This is a genomic window from Rhodococcus sp. IC4_135 (assembly GCF_011602025.1).
In the GTDB taxonomy this organism is placed as follows: Bacteria; Actinomycetota; Actinomycetes; order Mycobacteriales; family Mycobacteriaceae; genus Rhodococcus_F; species Rhodococcus_F baikonurensis.
The window spans coordinates 29734-48827 of the sequence record NZ_JAAOLG010000032.1 but is presented as its reverse complement, the minus strand read 5'-3'; the positions used below and the strand labels follow the sequence as shown (position 1 = coordinate 48827).

Annotated in this window: 18 protein-coding genes and 1 pseudogene; 6 read left to right on the top strand and 13 right to left on the bottom strand. The window is 60.8% G+C overall.

All coding sequences use genetic code 11. The features are described 5' to 3' along the window. Positions 1-188: 188 nt before the first annotated feature. The 6 genes from G8767_RS30370 to G8767_RS30345 form a co-directional block, all read right to left on the bottom strand. Entirely contained in the window at positions 189-443 is a 255-nt protein-coding gene (locus G8767_RS30370; RefSeq protein ID WP_070160963.1) for a hypothetical protein, read from the bottom strand. 116 nt (positions 444-559) lie between these two features. Then, positions 560-1459: a type II secretion system F family protein gene (locus G8767_RS30365; protein WP_003944267.1), complete on the bottom strand. Its 900-nt coding sequence runs from the start codon at positions 1457-1459 to the stop codon at positions 560-562. Next, positions 1456-2334, bottom strand: a complete 879-nt coding sequence (locus tag G8767_RS30360) for a type II secretion system F family protein (protein ID WP_070161042.1) — start codon at positions 2332-2334, stop codon at positions 1456-1458. The genes G8767_RS30365 and G8767_RS30360 overlap by 4 nt, the downstream gene beginning before the upstream one ends. A 2-nt stretch (positions 2335-2336) precedes the next feature. Beyond that, positions 2337-3986, bottom strand: a complete 1650-nt coding sequence (locus tag G8767_RS30355) for an ATPase, T2SS/T4P/T4SS family (RefSeq protein WP_166813565.1) — start codon at positions 3984-3986, stop codon at positions 2337-2339. Then, positions 3983-4687, bottom strand: a complete 705-nt coding sequence (locus tag G8767_RS30350; protein WP_238704744.1) for a hypothetical protein — start codon at positions 4685-4687, stop codon at positions 3983-3985. The genes G8767_RS30355 and G8767_RS30350 overlap by 4 nt, the downstream gene beginning before the upstream one ends. A 99-nt stretch (positions 4688-4786) precedes the next feature. Continuing rightward, entirely contained in the window at positions 4787-5491 is a 705-nt protein-coding gene (locus tag G8767_RS30345; protein ID WP_166813563.1) for an SAF domain-containing protein, read from the bottom strand. Between the two features lie 206 nt (positions 5492-5697). On the opposite strand from G8767_RS30345, the gene G8767_RS30340 reads away from it, so the two are divergent. Further along, entirely contained in the window at positions 5698-6174 is a 477-nt protein-coding gene (locus G8767_RS30340; RefSeq protein WP_240952914.1) for a helix-turn-helix transcriptional regulator, read from the top strand. A 268-nt stretch (positions 6175-6442) separates the two neighbouring features. Then, positions 6443-7225, top strand: a complete 783-nt coding sequence (locus tag G8767_RS30335; protein WP_166813561.1) for a helix-turn-helix transcriptional regulator — start codon at positions 6443-6445, stop codon at positions 7223-7225. A 12-nt stretch (positions 7226-7237) separates the two neighbouring features. On the opposite strand, the gene G8767_RS30330 is transcribed toward G8767_RS30335, so the two are convergent. The 5 genes from G8767_RS30330 to G8767_RS30310 form a co-directional block, all read right to left on the bottom strand. Further along, positions 7238-8041: an alpha/beta hydrolase gene (locus G8767_RS30330; RefSeq protein WP_166813559.1), complete on the bottom strand. Its 804-nt coding sequence runs from the start codon at positions 8039-8041 to the stop codon at positions 7238-7240. Positions 8042-8228: 187 nt separating this feature from the next. Next, positions 8229-8510: a hypothetical protein gene (locus G8767_RS30325; protein ID WP_118604099.1), complete on the bottom strand. Its 282-nt coding sequence runs from the start codon at positions 8508-8510 to the stop codon at positions 8229-8231. 159 nt (positions 8511-8669) lie between these two features. Then, complete coding sequence (locus G8767_RS30320) at positions 8670-9338, bottom strand: TetR/AcrR family transcriptional regulator (protein ID WP_166813557.1); 669 nt, start codon at positions 9336-9338, stop codon at positions 8670-8672. Then, entirely contained in the window at positions 9331-9969 is a 639-nt protein-coding gene (locus G8767_RS30315; protein WP_166813555.1) for a hypothetical protein, read from the bottom strand. Before G8767_RS30315 ends, G8767_RS30320 begins: the two co-directional genes overlap by 8 nt. 131 nt (positions 9970-10100) lie before the next feature. Beyond that, complete coding sequence (locus tag G8767_RS30310) at positions 10101-11372, bottom strand: hypothetical protein (protein WP_240952913.1); 1272 nt, start codon at positions 11370-11372, stop codon at positions 10101-10103. A 443-nt stretch (positions 11373-11815) separates the two neighbouring features. Here G8767_RS30310 and G8767_RS30305 point away from each other — a divergent pair, with 443 nt between their 5' ends. Further along, entirely contained in the window at positions 11816-12280 is a 465-nt protein-coding gene (locus G8767_RS30305; protein WP_083291532.1) for a helix-turn-helix transcriptional regulator, read from the top strand. Positions 12281-12346: 66 nt separating this feature from the next. Here the strand turns inward: G8767_RS30305 and G8767_RS30300 are convergent, their stop codons facing one another. Continuing rightward, the gene (locus G8767_RS30300; protein WP_070160982.1) at positions 12347-12715 is read right to left on the bottom strand and encodes a hypothetical protein; all 369 of its coding nucleotides are present in this window, start codon (positions 12713-12715) and stop codon (positions 12347-12349) included. A gap of 244 nt (positions 12716-12959) precedes the next feature. On the opposite strand from G8767_RS30300, the gene G8767_RS30295 reads away from it, so the two are divergent. Next, complete coding sequence (locus tag G8767_RS30295) at positions 12960-13757, top strand: type IV toxin-antitoxin system AbiEi family antitoxin domain-containing protein (protein WP_070160984.1); 798 nt, start codon at positions 12960-12962, stop codon at positions 13755-13757. Continuing rightward, positions 13757-14695: a nucleotidyl transferase AbiEii/AbiGii toxin family protein gene (locus tag G8767_RS30290; protein WP_070160986.1), complete on the top strand. Its 939-nt coding sequence runs from the start codon at positions 13757-13759 to the stop codon at positions 14693-14695. The genes G8767_RS30295 and G8767_RS30290 overlap by 1 nt, the downstream gene beginning before the upstream one ends. Here the strand turns inward: G8767_RS30290 and G8767_RS30285 are convergent. Further along, positions 14674-17031 carry an FtsK/SpoIIIE domain-containing protein gene (locus G8767_RS30285; RefSeq protein ID WP_240952912.1) on the bottom strand — a complete coding sequence of 786 codons (2358 nt, stop codon included), beginning with the start codon at positions 17029-17031 and terminating at the stop codon, positions 14674-14676. The genes G8767_RS30290 and G8767_RS30285 overlap by 22 nt on opposite strands. A gap of 755 nt (positions 17032-17786) precedes the next feature. Between G8767_RS30285 and G8767_RS30280 the strand changes: the two are divergent. Continuing rightward, a pseudogene (locus G8767_RS30280) lies at positions 17787-19051 on the top strand (IS256 family transposase). The last annotated feature ends 43 nt before the right edge of the window (positions 19052-19094 follow it).

Here is a 19094-nt window from a genome sequence, read left to right as displayed (position 1 = left end):
GACACGTTCGCTCGACCCGACAGGCAAGGGCCAGGCACGATGGATAACGAGGTGGAAGCCCGCTCTGAACGCGTTTGCGATCACGTTCGCCGATCGTTGGCCGGGATCGGAAACTTACTGATGGAAATCCGCCGAAACACCGTTAAAGAGATAGACCCGCTCCTCCACCCGAACTGCGTTGTGCAGTGTCAGTCGGGGATGGAGTCGGCGCGGGACTGGATCTTCTGGACGACTACGGCGCCGGCCGCGATGGCCGCGACGGCGACGATTCCGGCCATGATGACGTATTCGAGGGTGGACGGGCCGCGGTCCGAATCCTTACCGCCTGCACGCTGCAGGAGGCTTCCTGCGAGTGCGGCGACGAACATCGCCGTGAGTGTGAGGTAGGAGGTGATGGCGGCGCGGGTTGCGCGGCGGGTGGTGGTGATGGCTTTGGTGGTCATGGTGCGCTCCTTGTTGGTGTGCTGGATGTGTAGCAGTTGTCCTGGACTGGATGAGTCCGGTCGATGAGTCCTTCTTCGTTTTGCCTGTTCAGAGGGATTTCCTTTCGTGGGTTTGGTTAGCCGCTGATGACGGAAACCGCCGGGATCAGGAGTAGTGCCATGAACAGGCCGGCGAGACCGGCAAGGGGCATGGCGAGCTTCTCCGTTGCCTCGACGGCGGCGGACTGTTCAGCGGAGGTCTGTGCCGAGCGCAGGCTGGCGGCTTTGGCTCGCAGTGAGGTGTACACGCTGGCGCCTTTGTCACCTGTCATCGTCATGATGTCTGCGAGGTCGCCGAGTTCTGCGAGTCCGAGCTGCTGCGAGACGCGAGTGAGAGCACTCCAGGGCGCTTCGCCGGAGCGGCCCGCTTCGTAGAGTTCCTCGTCGAGTCGGAGGAACACCCAACTGTCTCCGACTTGGGCGGCGATCTCGAGGGATTGCGTGGATCCGACTCCGCCTCGTCGGCATAGCGCGACGAGGTCGATGTAGGAGCTGAGGGCTTGTGCGAATTCGGCGCGGGCGGCAGCTGCGCGTCGCCGGATGTCGATGTCGGGAATCATGAAGAGGAAGACGGCGGTCGCGAGTGAGAGGATCGCCGGCATCGACCATGCCAATCCCAGTCCGAAGGCTGTCAGGACCAGGTTGAGTATCGGGAAGATCAGCAGACCGAAGAACGCTGCGACAAGTTTTTCGCCGAGCACGTGCGCCGGATCTTTGTGCAGCAGTGAGAGGTCCGCTGTGGGGAGGGTGAGGAATCGGCTGTCTTGTAGGTAGGGGTGTACGCGGAGGCCGAGCCTGTTGGCGAGCCCGTCGACGAGTGATGTTCCTGCGGTGTTTGCTTTTTCCGGCGCGGGTCCGGACATTCTGGACATCACGTCGGTGAGGGCGGGTTGGGCTCGCAGGAAGTACAGGGCCACGAGGTAGATGCCGATTGTGCCGACGCTGGTGTAGACGATGATCGTCATGGTGATACTCATCGCTGCGCTCCTACGAGGTCAGTGCGTTCGACGCGGTCGTTGGTTCCGATGAACCGCGGGTAGACCGGCGGCTTGGTGGCTTGTTTCATCCAGTACAGATCCGCCGCGAAGAGCGTCAGCAGGATCAGCAGGACGATCTGCATTCCGCCTGAACGGTAGGGCTCCATGAAATTCGTGAAGGCGAACGCTGCGGCGAGGACGGCGATGGTGATGATGGTGACCCATTTGGCTTGTGTTCGAGTCGATTTGCGGTCCGCTTCGATGCGGCGGCGGCGGGCGACGGTGTCGCCTACGTCTTCGGCGAGGCCTTCGAGGACGTTGGCCAGGCCGACACCACGCAGTTGCATGGCGAGAAGGAGGGCGCCGCAGATCTTGTCACCGACGCTGTCGTTGAGGTCGGATGCGAATCGTGTGACCGCTTCGGCGGGTGGGACATTGTTGCGGAGCCTGTTGATGAAGGCGGTGATCTCGTCTTTCAGCGCTTCTGGGATGGGGGTCGAGATGATGGTGTGTTCGATTCCGGAGCCGGCTCGCATGCTGCTCGACAAGTTGCGTGTCCATTCGTCCATCGAGGACAAGCGACTGATCTGGTGTTCGGCTTCCGGTCGGCTCAGGAGGTAGGGCAGACCCACGAGAAGGGCGGGGACGAGGAAGAGCGTGAAGAGCCATCCGCTCAGGTAGTAGACGGTGGCGCCTGCGCCGATTCCGACGGCCAGGAGAAGTTGGGTGGTGCCCGATAGTTTCGCTCGTTCGCCCTTTCGGCGGCGCTGACGGGTGGGGGCTGTGGGGTCGCGGCGGTCCCTCCACCCCACGACGAGGCAGCCGACTCCTGCGCAGAGCAGCAGGACGAGGAAGACGCCGATTTGTTGGTACATGATCATGCAGCTCCTTCGTCGTCGAACAGATCGCGTTCTTCGTCGAAACTCCGAAGAGTGTCGGGAGGGAGGTCCACTTTCTTGAATCCGCCGGCGAGGAGCTTGCGCAGCATCGGCTGCGGGATGCTGCCGAATACGCCTGTGCCGTCGGAGTATCCGCGGTAGATGTTGGAAAAGCTGGGTAGCTTGTCGGTGTCGCCAGGTTCGACGTAGACGACTTCGGAGACGTATCGGACTGCGGTTGTGGTGCCTTCGCGGCTGACCCTGACCTTCGTCGCCAGCTGAACGATCACATCGACGTGTTCGGCGAGTTGCCGCTCGATGTATTCCGCTGACGCGTTCATCGGCGGCTCTTGGGCGAGGTTGGCGAGTCGGTCGATGACACCGCGTGCGGTGTAAGCGTGGGTGGTGAAAATTCCGCCATTGGCCGTTTGGAGGGCCTTGACCAGGGCGAGGATCTCGAGGCCTGCGATTTCACCGACTACAAGGAAGTCGAGTCCCTGGCGGACGAACTCGTAGAGAATTGCGCTCAGACTGAAGCCGCCGGCTAGTTGTCCGTCTGCGCCGCGTTCACCGCCGCCCATGATCATTTCGGCATCGACGATGAAGTCTCGACGGCCTGGGAGCTCGTCGAGGAAGAGTTCTCGTTCGGTTTCGGCGACTCCGATTCGTGTCTGGATGGGGAGTGCGTTGGCCAGGGCGCGGGCGAATGTCGTTTTGCCGTAGCCCATTCCGCCGCCGACTCCGGTCGATGCTCTTCCTCGGATGGCGCACCCGAGCATGTGTGCAAGTTCTGGGGGCATCATGCGGTGGTCGAGTGAGAGTTGTTCGAGGGTGATGTTGGTCAGGCGGTGGATGCGGATTGCGACAGAGGGCCGGATGGTGGTGTATCCGAGGACCGAAAGTCGGTGGTTTCCTTGCATGTTGAGCCGGAGGGAGGGATTGATCCTGGAGAAGGGCCTGCCGCCGTTGTCGGCTCTGGATGCGAGCAGACTCATCCATTCGAGGAGTTCGTCGCTGCTGTCGACGACGGAGTCTCTGGATTCGTAGTGTCCGTCGGGGTATTTGACGTACACGGCGTCGCCGTTGAGGTAAATATCTGTGATGTGAGGTTCTTCGACGAGGTCTTGAAGAGGTCCGAGGCGGAACTGCGCGTCGAAGATCGCCTTGATGAGGGCGTGTTCCTGGTTGAGATCGAAGGTTTCGCCTCCGGACCGGATCGTTTGTTGGACGTGGTTTTTCACCAGCCGGGTGATTGTCTCTCGCCCGTATTCGCGTTCTTCGTCTGCGGTGAAGGGAGCGACGATTTTCGTGTTCTTCGGATCGTTGAGCTCTCGGTCACGCTTGGTGCGGTGTTCGCGCAGCAGCTCGGCCGCTTCTCGCTGCAGGGTGCGGACGAGTTTTCGGTCGACTGGGATCTTCGGGGCCGCACTCCGCTGCGACTGTACGACCTCACCAGGGGCATTGTGCCGCGGCGCTGGCGGTAGGTCGTGAAGGTTGTTGGTGCGGAAGAAATCCGCGGTCTCTGCCGGCACCGGCACCACTGGTTCGGGGGCAGTCTGGGGCTGATCGGCGATTGGAAGCATCGAGGAGAAGAACGGGAGATCGGTGATGTTCTTGTGCGTAGTCTGCGCTGTCTCGTCTGTCGTCATCGTCGGTCTCCTGTCATGGCGAGGCTGGACTTCCAGTCGGCCTGGTGGGTGGCCGCGAATTTTTCGATCTTCGGCCAGGTCGTTCGGTGCAGTGCACGCAGATACAGCGACCGACGGCGGCGCCACTTGGTCAACACCTCACCGTCGGAGAACACCCGCGCGTCCTTCGAATCCGGGATGACCGCGATGACATCGAGTCCCGCGACCTTGGCTACTTCGTCTGCGTTGTACGGGGATTCGCCGATGAGGATCAGCCCGAGGCTTGCCGTGGACTGTGTAGCGGACAGTTGTTGACGCAATCCGTTGATCGACGCTCGCAGTGCTGCCAGTGCCGGGCGAGTAGTGCGGGTGACGATGGCAATAGTCGTGGCATTGACGATCATTTCCACCGGTGAGCCGTGTTGTCCGATCCGGCCGGCGTCCACGATGACGTTGGCATCGTCGACCCCGAGTCCTGCGAGGTGGATTCCGAGTGGGCTCCAGACGGCGCGCATTGCGTCGACTTGAGCGGAATGCAGAAGGCCGGGGAGAACCGAGACCGTGGTGTCGGGGAAGGTGATCACCTCGGCGGCCAGCGCTGATTTGAGGCGTCCGTGACGGTTGGCGTCGACGAGGTTGATCAACGATTTGTCGTGGTAGCGGCCGCCGAGCAGGTATCCGGCGAGCACCGGCGAGGAGCCGATGGGGTCAGCTTCAACCAAGAGCGTGTTGCTACTCGGTGAATTCAAGGCCAGAGCTAATGCTGTCGTGGAGACCCCCGGTGCCCCGGATGCTGAGATGAGTGCGAGATACATCGATAGTCACCGCACTCGGTTGTCGAGGACGATGGACACGCGCTTCGTCGCGGCACGCGCCGCGACCCAGTTTGCTTCAGCTTCCGGGACCAGCAGATTGAGAGTGGTTTCGCCCGCTTCCGCGATGACAGTTGTGGAGTAGACCTGCGCCTTCGTGTTGACGGGTCCTGTGACGGGCGGGTCGTCGCCTTCGCGGGGTGTGTCTACGACGCGGATCATGTCTCCGGGGACAATCGCTTCCGACGGTAGGTGTGGGTATCCCACGGTGATGCCGACCATCGTCAGGCCTTCCCCGGGTACTACCTGGTCGGTGACGGCTGCGGGCATCAAGACGGATCCGGCCGGCAGACGCGTGCCGGCGCTCATGCCGATGACACGGCCGCGTTCACCTGCTGAGAGCGCACCCAGGTCCGCGTCGACGTTGACGGTCTTCACCGTGAGGTCCTTCGACTCGATGACTTGACCCTGTTGGACGTCGCGGGCGAGCACGAGGACATCCGTGGTGGCCCGCATGGCACTCACAGCGGTGAGCATCCCGATCACAGCGACGATGACAAGGGCAATGCCCACGGCCAAGTAGATCGGGCGTCGGCGAACACGCGCACGGGTAGTCAGATCAGGTGGGCCATCCGGGTCTGCGCCGTTATGTGCTGGTGGTTTGTCACCGGACGAGCGGATGGAATCGATCTTTTTGGTCAGTAGGGATGCCATGTGTGGTGGTCCTTCACAGTGGACGAGTGGACGAGGTGGGCAGGTCGTACAGGGACAGTAGGACGGGACCTGGACTGGCTGGCGCCAACTGCGCTGCAGAACGGTTTGCCTCGGCTTTTCGGTGGCGGTAGGTTCGCCGCAATTCTTGTCAATTCTGATGACAAATCTAAAAGCCAATCTGGATGGCATATTAGAAGGGTTGCGGCATGGTGTCTAGCGATGGACGGACCAACCCGATGAGCCGCAACGTCCTGCGCGGCTTCGACAAAAAAGCATTCGCAGTTGCCCGAAAGGCAGCTCGGATGTCGCGCGGCGATGTCGCCCGCTTGGCTGACACGACTGCCGCGACTATCCGCAATTGGGAGATCGGTGCCGTGTCTCCTCAAATAGATTTCCTGGCCAGAGCCACGAAGGCGTTGAACATCGAGATCGGCGACGTCGTCGTCACGGATCCGGAGCAACGCTTTCTCAGCGACTACCGATGCCTGGTCGGCCTTACCCAACCCCAGCTCGGCAAGGTGTGCGGGCTGACGACCACCACGATCACGCGCATCGAACGCGGTGAGATCGCTCTCACCGAGAAGATCGAGATCGCTTTGGCGGACGCGTTGGGGATTTCCAGGGAACAGGTGAATCGGGCATACATGAAAGCCAAGCGGCGACCTCCTGGAACGCCTGCCTGAGCCTCGCCGTACACGTGGCATGGCTATCCCCCTCTGGAGCAAACTCCGAGGTTCTCCCCGCCCCGGTGTTGACTCGTTTCCCTGCTGTTTCACTCTCCTGCCTGCCACGCCAGCTGAGAGTCTTCTTATGAAACAGGACAGCAGGTTTGTGTGGCCGATGCGAGGGTTGCCGGTACCACTAAAGAGTGTTACCTGCGAGTATTGACTTTTCGTCGAAGCTCCGCTTTGGGTGTTATGCCGCGTTACAGATACCCGCGAAAGGTCACGCATGGACACGGTCCGACCGCCCAACCTGGGCGATTACGTTCGGGCGTTGCGCACACGATCCACGCCGCAGCACCCGGATGGTCTGACAAGAGCCGAATTTGCGGCCAACAATTACTGGAGCGTGAGCTATATCACGCAGATCGAACGTAACGTAGCGCCGAACCCGTCGGTCAAATTCCTCGAAAGCGTGTCGCGAGAACTCTTCCTCGATCCGGCCCAGAGGCGACATCTGTACAACCTTGCTCGTCGCACTCAAACTGAACGGGAAACATCAACCACCCCGTGGACGATCGATCAGTACCGATCGCTCATCACACCCGAGATGCGCACGGTGATCACAGCGCTCAATCCACATTTGGTGGCCTATCTGGACGAGCGATGGAATGTCATCGAATGCAACGCTGCCTACGATCGCGCCTTTCCAGGGCTTCTCGACGACGGCAATGTGTTGCGCTGGTTCTTCTCCACGCCGCAGTCCAAGCGCGTCATGGTGGAGTGGGAAGCCGAGACGACCTTGACGGTGAACTGGTTCCGCGCGTTGATGGGACGCTATTACAACCCTGAATGGGCGATCGAAACCCTGCAAGAACTGAGCCAGTTCCCGGCCTTTCGGCGCCTGTGGGACAAAGAGGACGTCCGATTCGGCCGGCACCAGCCATTCATGCACCTGCGCGATGCCGACACCGGCGAGGAATACCGCGTTCACGTCCAGGTACACACGGAAATGCGCGGCGACTACCCCGTCCAGATGTACTTAGGGGTGCGAATCCCGGGAACGCAATAGCTGCTCGAACCGCTACAGCCAGCCGGTTTCGACCATCTTCACGAAAGCTGCGATGGTCTCGTTCACGGGCTGCGGGTGCGTCCAATTGGCCGCGTGACCTGCGCCGGGAATGGTGAGGACCGGAACTGCGAGCGGCAAATGGTCGTACAACTGTTTCGCTTTGGCCGCAGGCGCGGACATGTCGTGTTCACCGCGGACAATCAAGGCCGGCACCGCGATGGCTTTTAACCGGTCGACGACATCGTCGCGTTCGATCAAGCACTCCGCAGCCGGCCGAATCGCTCGACGATCGCTCGACGTCCACTTCTCGATCCACGGCGCCCACGACTCTCGTGAGTCTCCACCGATCAATTGCGGCGCCAGAGCTTCGACAAGCGGTTCGATCGGCGCATCGCTGCACCACTGATCGAACATGGCCCTGTATCCAGCTTTTTCGTCATCGGTGCAGGCAGATGCTTCGGTGTCGAGCAGCAGCAGCGCTTGGACTCTCTCCGGGGCGAGCAAAGCAGTCCGCAGCGCGGTGTAGCCGCCCTGCGACATTCCGCCGACGATCGCTGTCTCGACACCGAGGTCGTCGAGGACCGCGAGGGAGTCGCGAGCCAAATCCCAGTACGTGAACGCGGCACCGTGATCGGTTGTTCGGCCGTGCCTGCGAGAGTCCCAGGCCACCACCCTGACCTTGCCTGCGAGGGCATCGACCTGCGGGGCGAACATCGACGAATCCATGAAGAATCCATGACCGAGCAGCAGAACGGGACCCGCTCCCCCACTGTCGGTGTAATAAATATCGGCGTCGGGCGTTCTCACGTTCGGCACGAACCTGATACTAGGGGTGACGCATTCCTTCGCCACCAGTGGCCGAGGGCGAGGACGCTGAGTGGACTGAAAGGCACACCGCCGCCTCATGCGACCGGCCGCTGCGGCGGGTCTCGATAGGGAATCCGGAAGCGAGACACGGGCTGGACCTTGAATGACCTCGTGCGCAGAGGTGCGGCGCAGCTGTTTAGAAGAGATAGGGAAGCAGGAACGACGCCACGATCAGGAAGGCTCCGAGGACGACGAGAGCCGTGAGATTGCGTCTCATACCCGCGGCTTTTTCTTCGTAGTACCACTTCTGGGCTATAGCGTCGCGGCGCTCGTATTCCTCGAGTAAGTAGGAATCGCGATCGCTTGAAGGGCCTCCGCCACCGAGAATGCGCACCAAATCGTAGCGATCGGGGCCGACGAAGCCGAGATCTTGGACTTCCCTGTCATGGAACGATGCTGACGAGTCCGAATGTGCCATTTCAATACCTGACGCTTCCTGGTGTTCCGCAAGCGGATAGTGACCGCGGATTCGATCCTGCTCATGTGCGAACGTGGATACGGGAGTCCCCTGAGTTCCTGATGCGCGACCATAGAAATACGTTGCAGTGAAACGTCTTTCGTAGGTGCTGTAGTTGGGCTAGTCCGGGTTTTCGGGCAGTCCTTCAAACACGTCCGCTACCCGTGTTTGCAAATTCGGGGAGCTGACGTCAATTGACTGGATTTGGGCACCGCCGATGAACGTCGCGCACACCTGATCGGACAATCGGTAGCTTGCGCCGCCGGCCCGTATCTCGCCCGCCTCGATGGAGCGGACAACCAAGTCATCAATACTGTTGCGCCACTTGATGTATGCGCTCTTCCCCCCAGTGACGGAGGGTTCTACAGTGAGAAGCAACCCAGCACGCAGACCAGGGTCGGCATCGATGCGGTGCGCCACCTCGCTGCAGAACCGCACCAACCGGCTGTAGGGGGAACTGCCGTCAGGCTCTCCGAGAGCCGCATACTCCTCATCCACCATAGTGGACCATCGTTCGATAACCTGTTGTGCAAGTTCCTCTTTGGAGGGGAAGTGGAAATATACGGCACCTTTGGTGAGGTTCCCGTTTGCGATGATGGCGTTCATGCTTGCCGCAGCGAATCCGCAAGCATCGAATTGGCGGGCAGCAGCGTCGACGATTTTCTCGCGAGTAATCGCCGACCGTTTTTGTCGTTGCCTTCCTTTGCCCGCGTTACCGGCGACGGACTCGCTGGGCGGACCGAAATGATCCGGAGTCGCCGGCTCTGATTGGACGACGGTTTCACGCATTCCCTCTCACTTTCAGCGGTGTCTTCTCGCTGCATCCTGCAGAAACAACGGAGGAGTTGGCAATCTGCCTATTGTCAGCGTTTGCGCGCGATTGTGCCGATCGGAGGCCCGCGTGAGCTGACTTTGTCCTCGCAACCCACTCTCCGATTGCAGTCAAAATCCAACTTCTGGACACCTCGCGGTCAACACCCGCTACCGATGTCAGTGCTTCGAATGCCAGCGTGACGGCGACAGAGAAATCAGGATCCGGAGTGTCCATTGCTTCCAGCGCGATGTCGTTGGCGGCAGAAAGCGCGAGGTGCAGCGCGTCCGTTGAAATCACCACCGGGTCTTCTACCAGCGCCGCAGTCGATTGGTATGCCGATATCCACACCTGAGGGTCTAGCGAATGCTGCGCGGAGGCGCGGCACATGCGGGCAACCTGCTCCAATTCGGAGATGATCTGCTCGGTCAGGATCGGGCCGAGTCTGCCGGTCAGCCCCCACTGCGAGTCCAGGAGGTCTGCGAACCATTGCCAGCGCATCGATTCCGGGGCGTCATCGAGAGCAAGCTCGACTGACCCGGCAGCAAGACACATAACAGCGTCGCCGGGGGTCATGGTGTTGAGCGCGGAGGCGAATGTCGTGTTCATGAGCAGGTCCCGTCTGGGCTCTCAGGTCGGAACCGGAGATGCCTGTATTTGTAAGAATCGTAAAATCTCTTCGTAATGCACTGTCCTGGCATGCTTTTCAGTCTTCAACGGGAATCTCGTCGAGAGTTGCTTCAGCCGCTATCAGCGATGTCGATCGGGCGCACGTATCCCTGCGGTTGTTTCCCTTCGTTCGCCTTTCGCTGCGGCAGACCGCCGGCGTGGCTGTAAACGAATGCACTGGTGCGAGCCCCTGAGAAGAATCGACCGCGCCGACGCGATGCATGTGCGGGCGACAGCGGCTGCGACGGCCGGCACTGCATGGCATCGTTGAAGTGTTGATCGGGTCCGAGCAATCGACCAGTCAAGTTGGGATGCAACCTGTCTCGTCTGGGTTGATGGCGAATGATTCGACCACCAGGGCCTACTCCGGGGCTGCGCTTACTCAGAGTGCGCGGCAGATGGCACGCGGCGCGGTTCGGTGTCGCACCATCCTCATGCCCAGACAGAGAATGTGGCAACGAAACTCGGCCGTTTCTCACGTCGAGCACGGCCGCCGCGCGAGCGCTCGATGTCGCCTCTTCCGGCGATTCTTCGTCGAGCAAGATCGGCTCCAGCTCCCGGCCCGAGTTGGCCTCGACAGGAGGCAGTTCGTCAGATTCTTCGCGCACAGCGAGTACTTCAGCGGTTGTTTCCTGCGGGTTGCTCACTTCTGGCGATGAATCGCTGTCGGCAGCTGCATCGCGCGCCAGTGCGCGCCGGTAGCGGCTCAATTCGGTGACTGCCGAGTCATATTTGATGGACAGCCTTGTTGCGAGTTCGGTAGGAGACCAACCTTTCTCGAACGCAATGCGCACGATCTCGCGTCGCTCGCAGAAGCGCAGTGGCATCTGTTCTCCACCGAGCCGGCGAATCACGACGGCCTCGTCGACGGGAACAGCTCCCGCTCCCTGGCGTGGTTGAACTCGTTCCTGACTCCGTGCCTTGGGGTTGTCGATTTCATCGTCGTCCCACCCGAGTGGCGGTACGACGCCAGCGGCGCGGGATTGTTCACGAATTTCTGCATCCGGGCCCGGGCGCATGGACAGCTCGTCGTAGATGCTGTCGATCGCCTTCCATAGGCCACTGGGGATGAGGCTCTTGGTCGGCATACCGGTGACGACGTTGATGTCGACGCCGAGACGCGCTGCCAAGAGATCGTCTCCATAGCCCATTGCATTGAGTGCGCGCAGGCGCCGGTGCGCTCCTACTGCGGGGGTGAGATCGCGGCCGCGGCTGGGGTGGAAGGTGATGGAAAGGACTGCGTCGACGACACGTTGGGGTGCTGACGTCGTGGAAGTCTTGCGCAACGCCCGGATGGTTGCGACGGGCAGTGTTGCGAGTTGAGCGATCAGCTCGGTTGTCATTCCCGCGCACATCAGAGCGTTGACGTGGTAGCGAACGTTTGCGAGGTCGACTGATGTATCGACGTGACGGGCAGGTGTCCAAGCCTGCCCGTCACGTCCCCCTGAACCCGATTGTCGCGATGTCTGGAACCACCCGTCGTCGCGACTGGGTGTAGTAGACCGGGCGGGGATTCCGGCTGTTTTCAGTCTAGCTACGGACGCTTGGCGTGCCGAGGAGCGGCAGCCGCGTCGGCTGCTGGAAATTTCGGACGTGCGCTGTGGTGCTGCGGTGCCGGTGGTCATCGAAAACTCTTTTCCGTCTGGCGGCTGGTCAGACCGCTGGTTCATGGGAACCGTCGTGCTATTCGGAAATTCGCTGGTAGCAGGCTCTGCACACGAGAAAAACTCTTTATGCCGTCACAGTATGCCCGCATTCTGTGACGGCGTGCAACTATGCTGATTCCATGGCCACTGTGACGCGACGAATTCTCAAAGGTTTCGACCCCGCCGCGTTGGTCCGAACCAGGACGATTCGCAAATTCACCCGGAGCGATCTCGCGCGAATCGCATCGATCAGCCTCACTGCGCTCGGCAACTGGGAAGCCGGACGAGCAACACCTCAGGTCGACACTCTCGCTAAGGTTGCCGCTGCGCTCGGAGTGCCGATGGACACTCTGATTCCCATCCCGGAGAAGGATCGGACGCTTGCCGATCTCCGGAATATTGCCGGGCTCACGCAGCCTCAACTGGGCAAAGCCACCGGTATCAGCACTACGGCCATCGGCGCCTTGGAGCGCGCTGAGGTACGCCTGACTGCAATCAAACCGGCGCGTATTGATGCACTGATCAAGGCGCTGAACACCACGAGTGACGGGCTTGAACGCGCGTACAAAAACACGAAGAACAGGCCGCCAGGAACCCCGGCGTAGTGCCGCACACGCTTCGAAAATTACTTCGAGGGTCTCCACTCTTACCGAAATATTGTGCCGCATTTGCTATTTCACCTGATCGCCCATTCGCAGCCGCTGCTGCCGTCGACGATCAACTGCCTGGCGTAGTCCGCTGATCGCCAGGGCTACCGCTACCGCAAGGACTGCGGCGACGACGATGAGCCGGCGGATATCGAGGCCAGCGCCTTCCGCGCCTGGAAGGGCCAGCAAGGGCGATTCCGCGGCGGCGATGATCATGTTGTGTTCGAGGAGCCAGGCTGTGGCCCTGGTCGACATGGAAGGAAGGGCTCCGACGACGATCCCGAAGATCAGTGGGGCTGCCATCAGCAGGTGCATCTGATCGGCGTCAGAGAGTCCTGCTGCGTTCGCCGTATTCGGGGTGGCCCGTTGGGGTTCTGACTGACTGTCGAACATGACCGATCTCCTCGTGTCGCCGGAATTGGGCTTCTACGAGTAGGAAGATCCAGTGGAGGCGTCCTGTGTGACACGCGTGGGCAAACTATTTTCGGAATCTGGGTGTCGCACGTGGCGGACGTGGGAGATCGGCACGTTCTTGCCGCGTTTTTTGCGTTCGACAATCGGCCGCATGTACAGCAGCTGTCGCTAAAACTCAATGACCGGGCGTCAAAAATTACATCTAGAGTGATATTATCGGTGCATGAAAGGTGATGATCGGGTCCTGGCGCTGGCAGATCTTGCCCAAGAACAGTGGGGCATGTTCACCTCAGCCCAGGCCGCCGAGTCGGGTGTAAGTGCGCAACACCTCAAGCGGTTGGCGGACCGATTCATTCTCACCCGCATCAGGCATGGCGTGTACCGGCTGACAGGGACGCCGATTCACCCCGCCGATCACGTGCGCGCGCAATGGCTTGCACTCGACCCGGCTTGCTCGGCGGCAGAGCGCATCAACAGTGCCGATCCCCGCGGGGTGGCCTCTCATCGAACTGCTGCCGACTTGAGAGAACTCGGTGACATCGATGCCGACATTGCAGAGTTCACCGTCCCGCGGCGGCGCAACACGCGTAGCGACGGAGTCCGTTTCCACGTCGCCGCGCTGGCCCCTACGGACTGGTCCCTACTCGACGGTCTGCCGGTCACGACGACGGCAAGGACGATCGTCGACCTCGCTTCCTCTCGTACCGACGGTGGACACCTCGCGGGAGTGGTGTGGGATGCATTGCGCACCGACCAGGTCTCGCGAGAACAACTGGAGTCCGAACTGCGCCCATTCGCGCACCTCTACGGCGCGCCCCTCGGCGACGGAGCAGGGTTCGTCGCCGCCCTCATCGACGACGTTGTCGCCTCGAACCTGATGTCCACGCCGACCGATACGAGGGCCTCTCGCCAGGAAGAGGCCGGCGCCACGGACGAGGCCAGGAAGGGCGTCCTGAACATCCTGCGTGATCCTGCTCTGCCTGCCGCGCTCCGCGCCTTACGCAAGCAAGGAATTGTATAGTGGCCCAACATTATCCGTCGGCGGCAGCGTTCCACCGGGCACTGCTGGCCCGCCTGGGAAGCCAGGCCGAAACATGCGGTCGCACGACTGAGGAACTTCAACGCGAGTACTTCACCCAGCGGTTCTTGGCGAGGGTGTTCGCGTCACCTGATTCGAGGTGGATCCTCACCGGAGGTGGTGGGATGCTCGTTCGCATCCCTGGGGCCCGTTACAGCCAAGACGTCGATCTACTTCATCCTGGAACAGACATCATCGGCGCCGTCGACGAACTACGTGCTCTCAGCGTCCGTCCGGACCTGGACCGATTCACTTTCAAGATCGAGGCGAAAGGGTCACTGACCGGAGTCAGTCGGGGGGCTCAATTGAAAGCAACCGTTTATCTCGGCTCTGCTCGCGTGGGAAACTTTCCGATCGACATTGCGATCGAACGCACCTTGGTCGGGCCGGTGGAGCGACTGCAGCCGCGCCCCGCCGTCGAAATCGCAGACGTCTCGACGCTGCCGACCTTCACTGTCGTACCTGTCGCCGATCAGATCGCTGACAAACTGTGCGCGATGTACGAATTTCACGGCCCCCAGAAGGTCACTCCTTCAACGCGTTTCCGCGATCTCGTTGATCTGCTACTCATCATCACCTCATGCACGTTCGACGCCGCAGACACCGTGAGCGCACTACGAGCCCAACAGGCCCGTCGTGTGCTCACGCTCCCCCACACGCTTGCATCCCCCGGCCCGAGTTGGGCCGCCGGCTATCGAGCACTCGCGTCGAAAACGTCGTTGAATTCCGAGCTTCATACCCTCGACGACGCACTCGCCGAGCTCAGCCGTGCACTGTTTCCATTGCTGTCGGGGCTGAGATCCACAGGGACATGGGACCCAGCCGCACGGCAGTGGGTACCGGCCGAGTTCGACAGAGGTCACACCAGCTCAGGTACCTGAACAGGCTTGCGAATCGAGACATACGAACTGTCCGGAATCGCAAGATCGCCCATCTCGTCGGTGTCGCTGCGCCAGGTCAACGAGAGCAACGAGTCTTCGATGATGTCGGGCTCGGGTTCGGTGTCGACAACGACCCACTCGTCGGTGTCCTCCATCAACATCAGATCTCCCAGTGCCACGTCAGAGGCGCGAACATCCTGGACCGGTCCGTATTGGTCCTCGTGTTCGTCTCCGCTGCTGAATGCATAGTCCGGTTCCTCGCGTGGAGCCGTATCGTCGACTGCTGCCTTGACGACGGTGAGTCTGGTTCGGGCCTGTTCGACGTTCGACGGTTCTCGTCGGGATGCAGGATCGGAGAGTTTGTCGAGAAACGCCGCCGCATCTGCTGCATCGTTTTTCGCGAGCGTCGGCCTGCGGTAGGTGTCGAGGTCGACGAAGTCTGCCATCGCTTGTCGCTTCTTCGGAGTTTCGGACGCCCCCAACAGACCCAACAATGCGGTTGGCGATGCGAGCCGGGGGTCGGTCTCGCCATTCATCCGCGCTCGTGTGAGTACCGGGTCGAGGTCGGGCCTGTCACTGGCAAGGACCCAGTCAGCGGCGACGTAGTCGAAATAGGTCAGGGGCGCGGGTTCTGACGTTTCGTCGGAGTCGTCGATGTCTGCCAGAGATTCCGGCGGCACGATGAGCAACCGCGGGTGTCTGGTCACCGCTGGCCGAAGTCTGTCGAGGAGTTCAGCGTCTGGAGTGCCGTCTCGCGTCTTCCGCGGGTCCGGCACGCGGTAGCACTGAATTTCGAGCGCCTGATAGGTGTCCGTGACAGTGGTACCGCGTCCTCGGCACTTGCGCGGAACGCTCGTGCCGATCGACGGCGACTGCCACATCATGACGGCAGCTTGAGGTGAGAGCCGCCCCATGGAGATGCGCATCGCGAAGTTGTCGCGCATGTCGCCCTTGAAATAGATCGCATCGGGGCGCTGTGTGCCGAAGACCAGATGCACTCGCGAGGTACGCGCTTTGCGTGCCATCGACGCCAGCATGTTGAGCACCGGTGGTTCCCTCGGACCGCCTTTCGGTTTGACCGAGAAGTACCAATCTTCGACATTGCCGCGAAATTCCGCCCACTCGTCGAGGAACACCAGGACCGGTTCGAAGTCCGTTTCCGTTGCCTCGCCCATTTTGATCTTGTCGTAGCGGAACTCCATCAAGTCACGTGCCCGGTGCACCATCGCAACTTGCTGTTCGATGGACGTGGCGACCACTTGAACATTGGGCCAGTCCTGGAAGCCGAGGAACTCGACGTATTTTCCATCGAGCACCCAGATCGGCCATCCGCGGCGCGAGAAGTTGACCAACAGGTTGTGTGCCGTCACTGTCTTGCCGCTACCGGGAGGTCCGACCAGCATCAGATTCGGATCGATCGCGGGGCGCCACACCACTTCGTTACCGTCTTCGTCGACACCGTATGGGATCTCGACCGAGTCGTAGTTGGCCAACAAATCGACTTCCGGGTCGATGTCCGGGGCGGGCAACCAAATGCTGTCGGGGAACGCGGTGCGTTGCTCGAACGTGACCTCGTCTGTGTGGTGGTTCCACTTTGCGCGCCAGCGTCCGGGGAACATCGCATTGATCGCGCGTTCGACACGAGTTCGATAACCGTCCGAGACGAGCTTCGATCCGATTTCGTGCCGCACCTTCATGGAGGTGACTTCTCCGGTCTTGGTATCGACATCGATCGCGGTGACCGTTGCGGTCGGTCCGAGCAGTTGCCCGACATAGCGTTTTGCACGCGCCACCGCTTCACTGTCAGAGGGCTCTCGTTCCGGTTCCGCCGCGGGTGTGAAGATCAATCGCCGACGGTTGCGGTCGTGTTCTGCGAGGGCGAAGAATCCCCACCCTTGGTCTTCGAAAACCTCGCAGATGTCGTCGACCCATGTGTCGTCGTTGAGCGGTTGAGCCGACTGGTAATAGACGGTGAGTTTTCCCGGCACGCCCGGGGTCCCTCCGCTCCACTTCGATACCGACAACACCGCCCGCGTCGCTTCAGGGAGTCCCATGACAGGGCAGAGTCGTTCGACGACTTCGTCGACGTCGACATCTCGGAGTTGTTTTCTCTTCCCCACAACTCCGGTGTAGACCGCGCCTATCGACAGACCTGCGGCCGCCGGAATGGACAAGGCGGCATACCCGAACAGCGGGGCTGCGGCGCCGACACCCACTGCTGCGCTTCCGAGGCAGAAGCTGTCGCGAACCCAGTTATGCGACCGTGCCGGCAGTGAACTAATGCGTGGGGAACGAGCGAATCGGGCGGGAGCCTTTTCCTGCGCGGGACTCGTCATCGCCGACCCCCGATCACCTGGCGGCGATCGATTCCGGTCTGCATCTGCATGGCGCTCCTCCTGTGGTCGGTCAACCGCGCGCTCGCGCAGCTGCCTCGGATGGTCCTTCTACTCATAGGAAGATCCCGCCGACCGGACCTGAGTGACATCGCGGCGAAAAATCTTCAGAGAAAAATGTCTCTGGACTTTCACTCCTGCCTGACCTTCTACCGGCGCATCCGGCAGTGCCTTGTATCCGATGCATTACTGAGTGACAGGTTCATGGGAGGCATCCCATCGCCCTCCCACCGCAACTCGCATTTGCGGAGCCCGCACAACAACTGGCGCTCATTCCAATCGCTGTTCAGACTGATTGAATCTGATGTTTCCTCGCGGAATTGACCTGGGAGGAATCACTTTGGTTGAGCCAGCGGGATTCAGCGCGGCTCAAAGTACCTGAGGCGCGTGGAAGCGTCATGGTGGTTGTCGACATGCATCGAGAATCGACCGAGCATGCCCTTTGTTCGCTGACAAGATCACCCTCGATATACCTCGACACCGGAATGATCCAAGTGATTTAACCGAGAGATTTGGCAGATATGACCTGCAAAAATGACATCAGGTTTACATCCCGACAACGGGCTCATGGTTGAGTCCAGCAGAGTGGTGTACGACCACTCGTCCTGAAACTGTGGGCGTGTCGCTACCCCGATGAGGACGGCCACCGCGTGATTCTTCAAGAGAGCTACCAACTCGACCTGAAGAGAGAACACGCGATGACCGATCACAACTTTATCGACCCCGAAAAGTTTCTGTCCGACCAACTCGCCGCAGCGAGCCCCGACCTGCTCCGATCGATGCTCGGAACGTTCATCACCGCGCTGATGGGCGCCGAAGCGGACAGCCTGTGCGGTGCCGGATACGGCGAACGTACCGACGACCGCGTCAACTCGCGCAACGGTTACCGGCACCGCGACTTCGACACTCGTGCAGGAACACTCGACATCCCGATCCCGAAGTTGCGTCAGGGCTCGTATTTCCCTGATTGGCTGCTCGAGCGCCGCAAGCGCGCCGAGCGTGCCCTGACCTCTGTCGTGGCAACCTGCTATCTGCTTGGGGTGTCGACGCGGCGGATGGAGAAACTCGTCGAATCGTTGGGCATCAACAGCTTGTCGAAGTCGCAGGTGTCGATCATGTCTCGTGACCTCGACGAACACGTCGAATCGTTCCGTACTCGGCCACTTGATCAAGGCCCGTACACGTTCGTCGCCGCCGATGCATTGGTGCTCAAAGTTCGGGAGAACGGGCGCGTGATGAACGTGCACGCCTTGTCGGCGGTCGGGATCAATCGCGACGGGCACCGAGAAATTTTGGGTGTCGACGTCTCGTCCGGGGAGGACAAAGCCGGTTGGTTGACGTTCTTCCGCGGTCTGGTCGCCCGCGGATTGACCGGCGTGAAGTTGGGACCTCCGATGCCCATGCCGGCCTTGTGGCGTCGATCGGGGCGACACTGCCTGGTGCATCGTGGCAACGCTGCCGCACCCACTACGCGGTCAATCTCATGTCGATCACCCCGAAAACGCAGTGGCCGTGGGTGAAGACGATGCTGCATTCGATTTACGATCAACCAGACCGGAAAGGTGTTGAGGAACAGTATGATCGGATGCTCGATGCGGTGTCTGGCAAGCTTCCGAAGGTGGCGGCGCATCTCGATGATGCCCGCGCCGAGTTGCTTGCGTTCACCGGGTTTCCGAAGGAGATCTGGCGTCAGATCTGGTCTAACAATCCACAGGAACGACTCAACAAGGAGATCCGTCGGCGGACCGATGTCGTCGGCATTTTCCCTGACCGTACCTCCCTGATCCGGCTCGTCGGAGCGGTGCTCGCCGAGCAACACGACGAGTGGACCGAAGGCCGTCGATACCTCGGACTGGACGTCTTGGCTCGCTCCCGAGTAAGTCTCGTTACCTCGGAAACCGGTGACGACAACACAATTGATGAGGAGATGAACTCGACTACCTCTGCTGCACTGACAGCCTGAACGAGGAGATCGCGCAGTGCCCGTCCTCACACACCACACATTT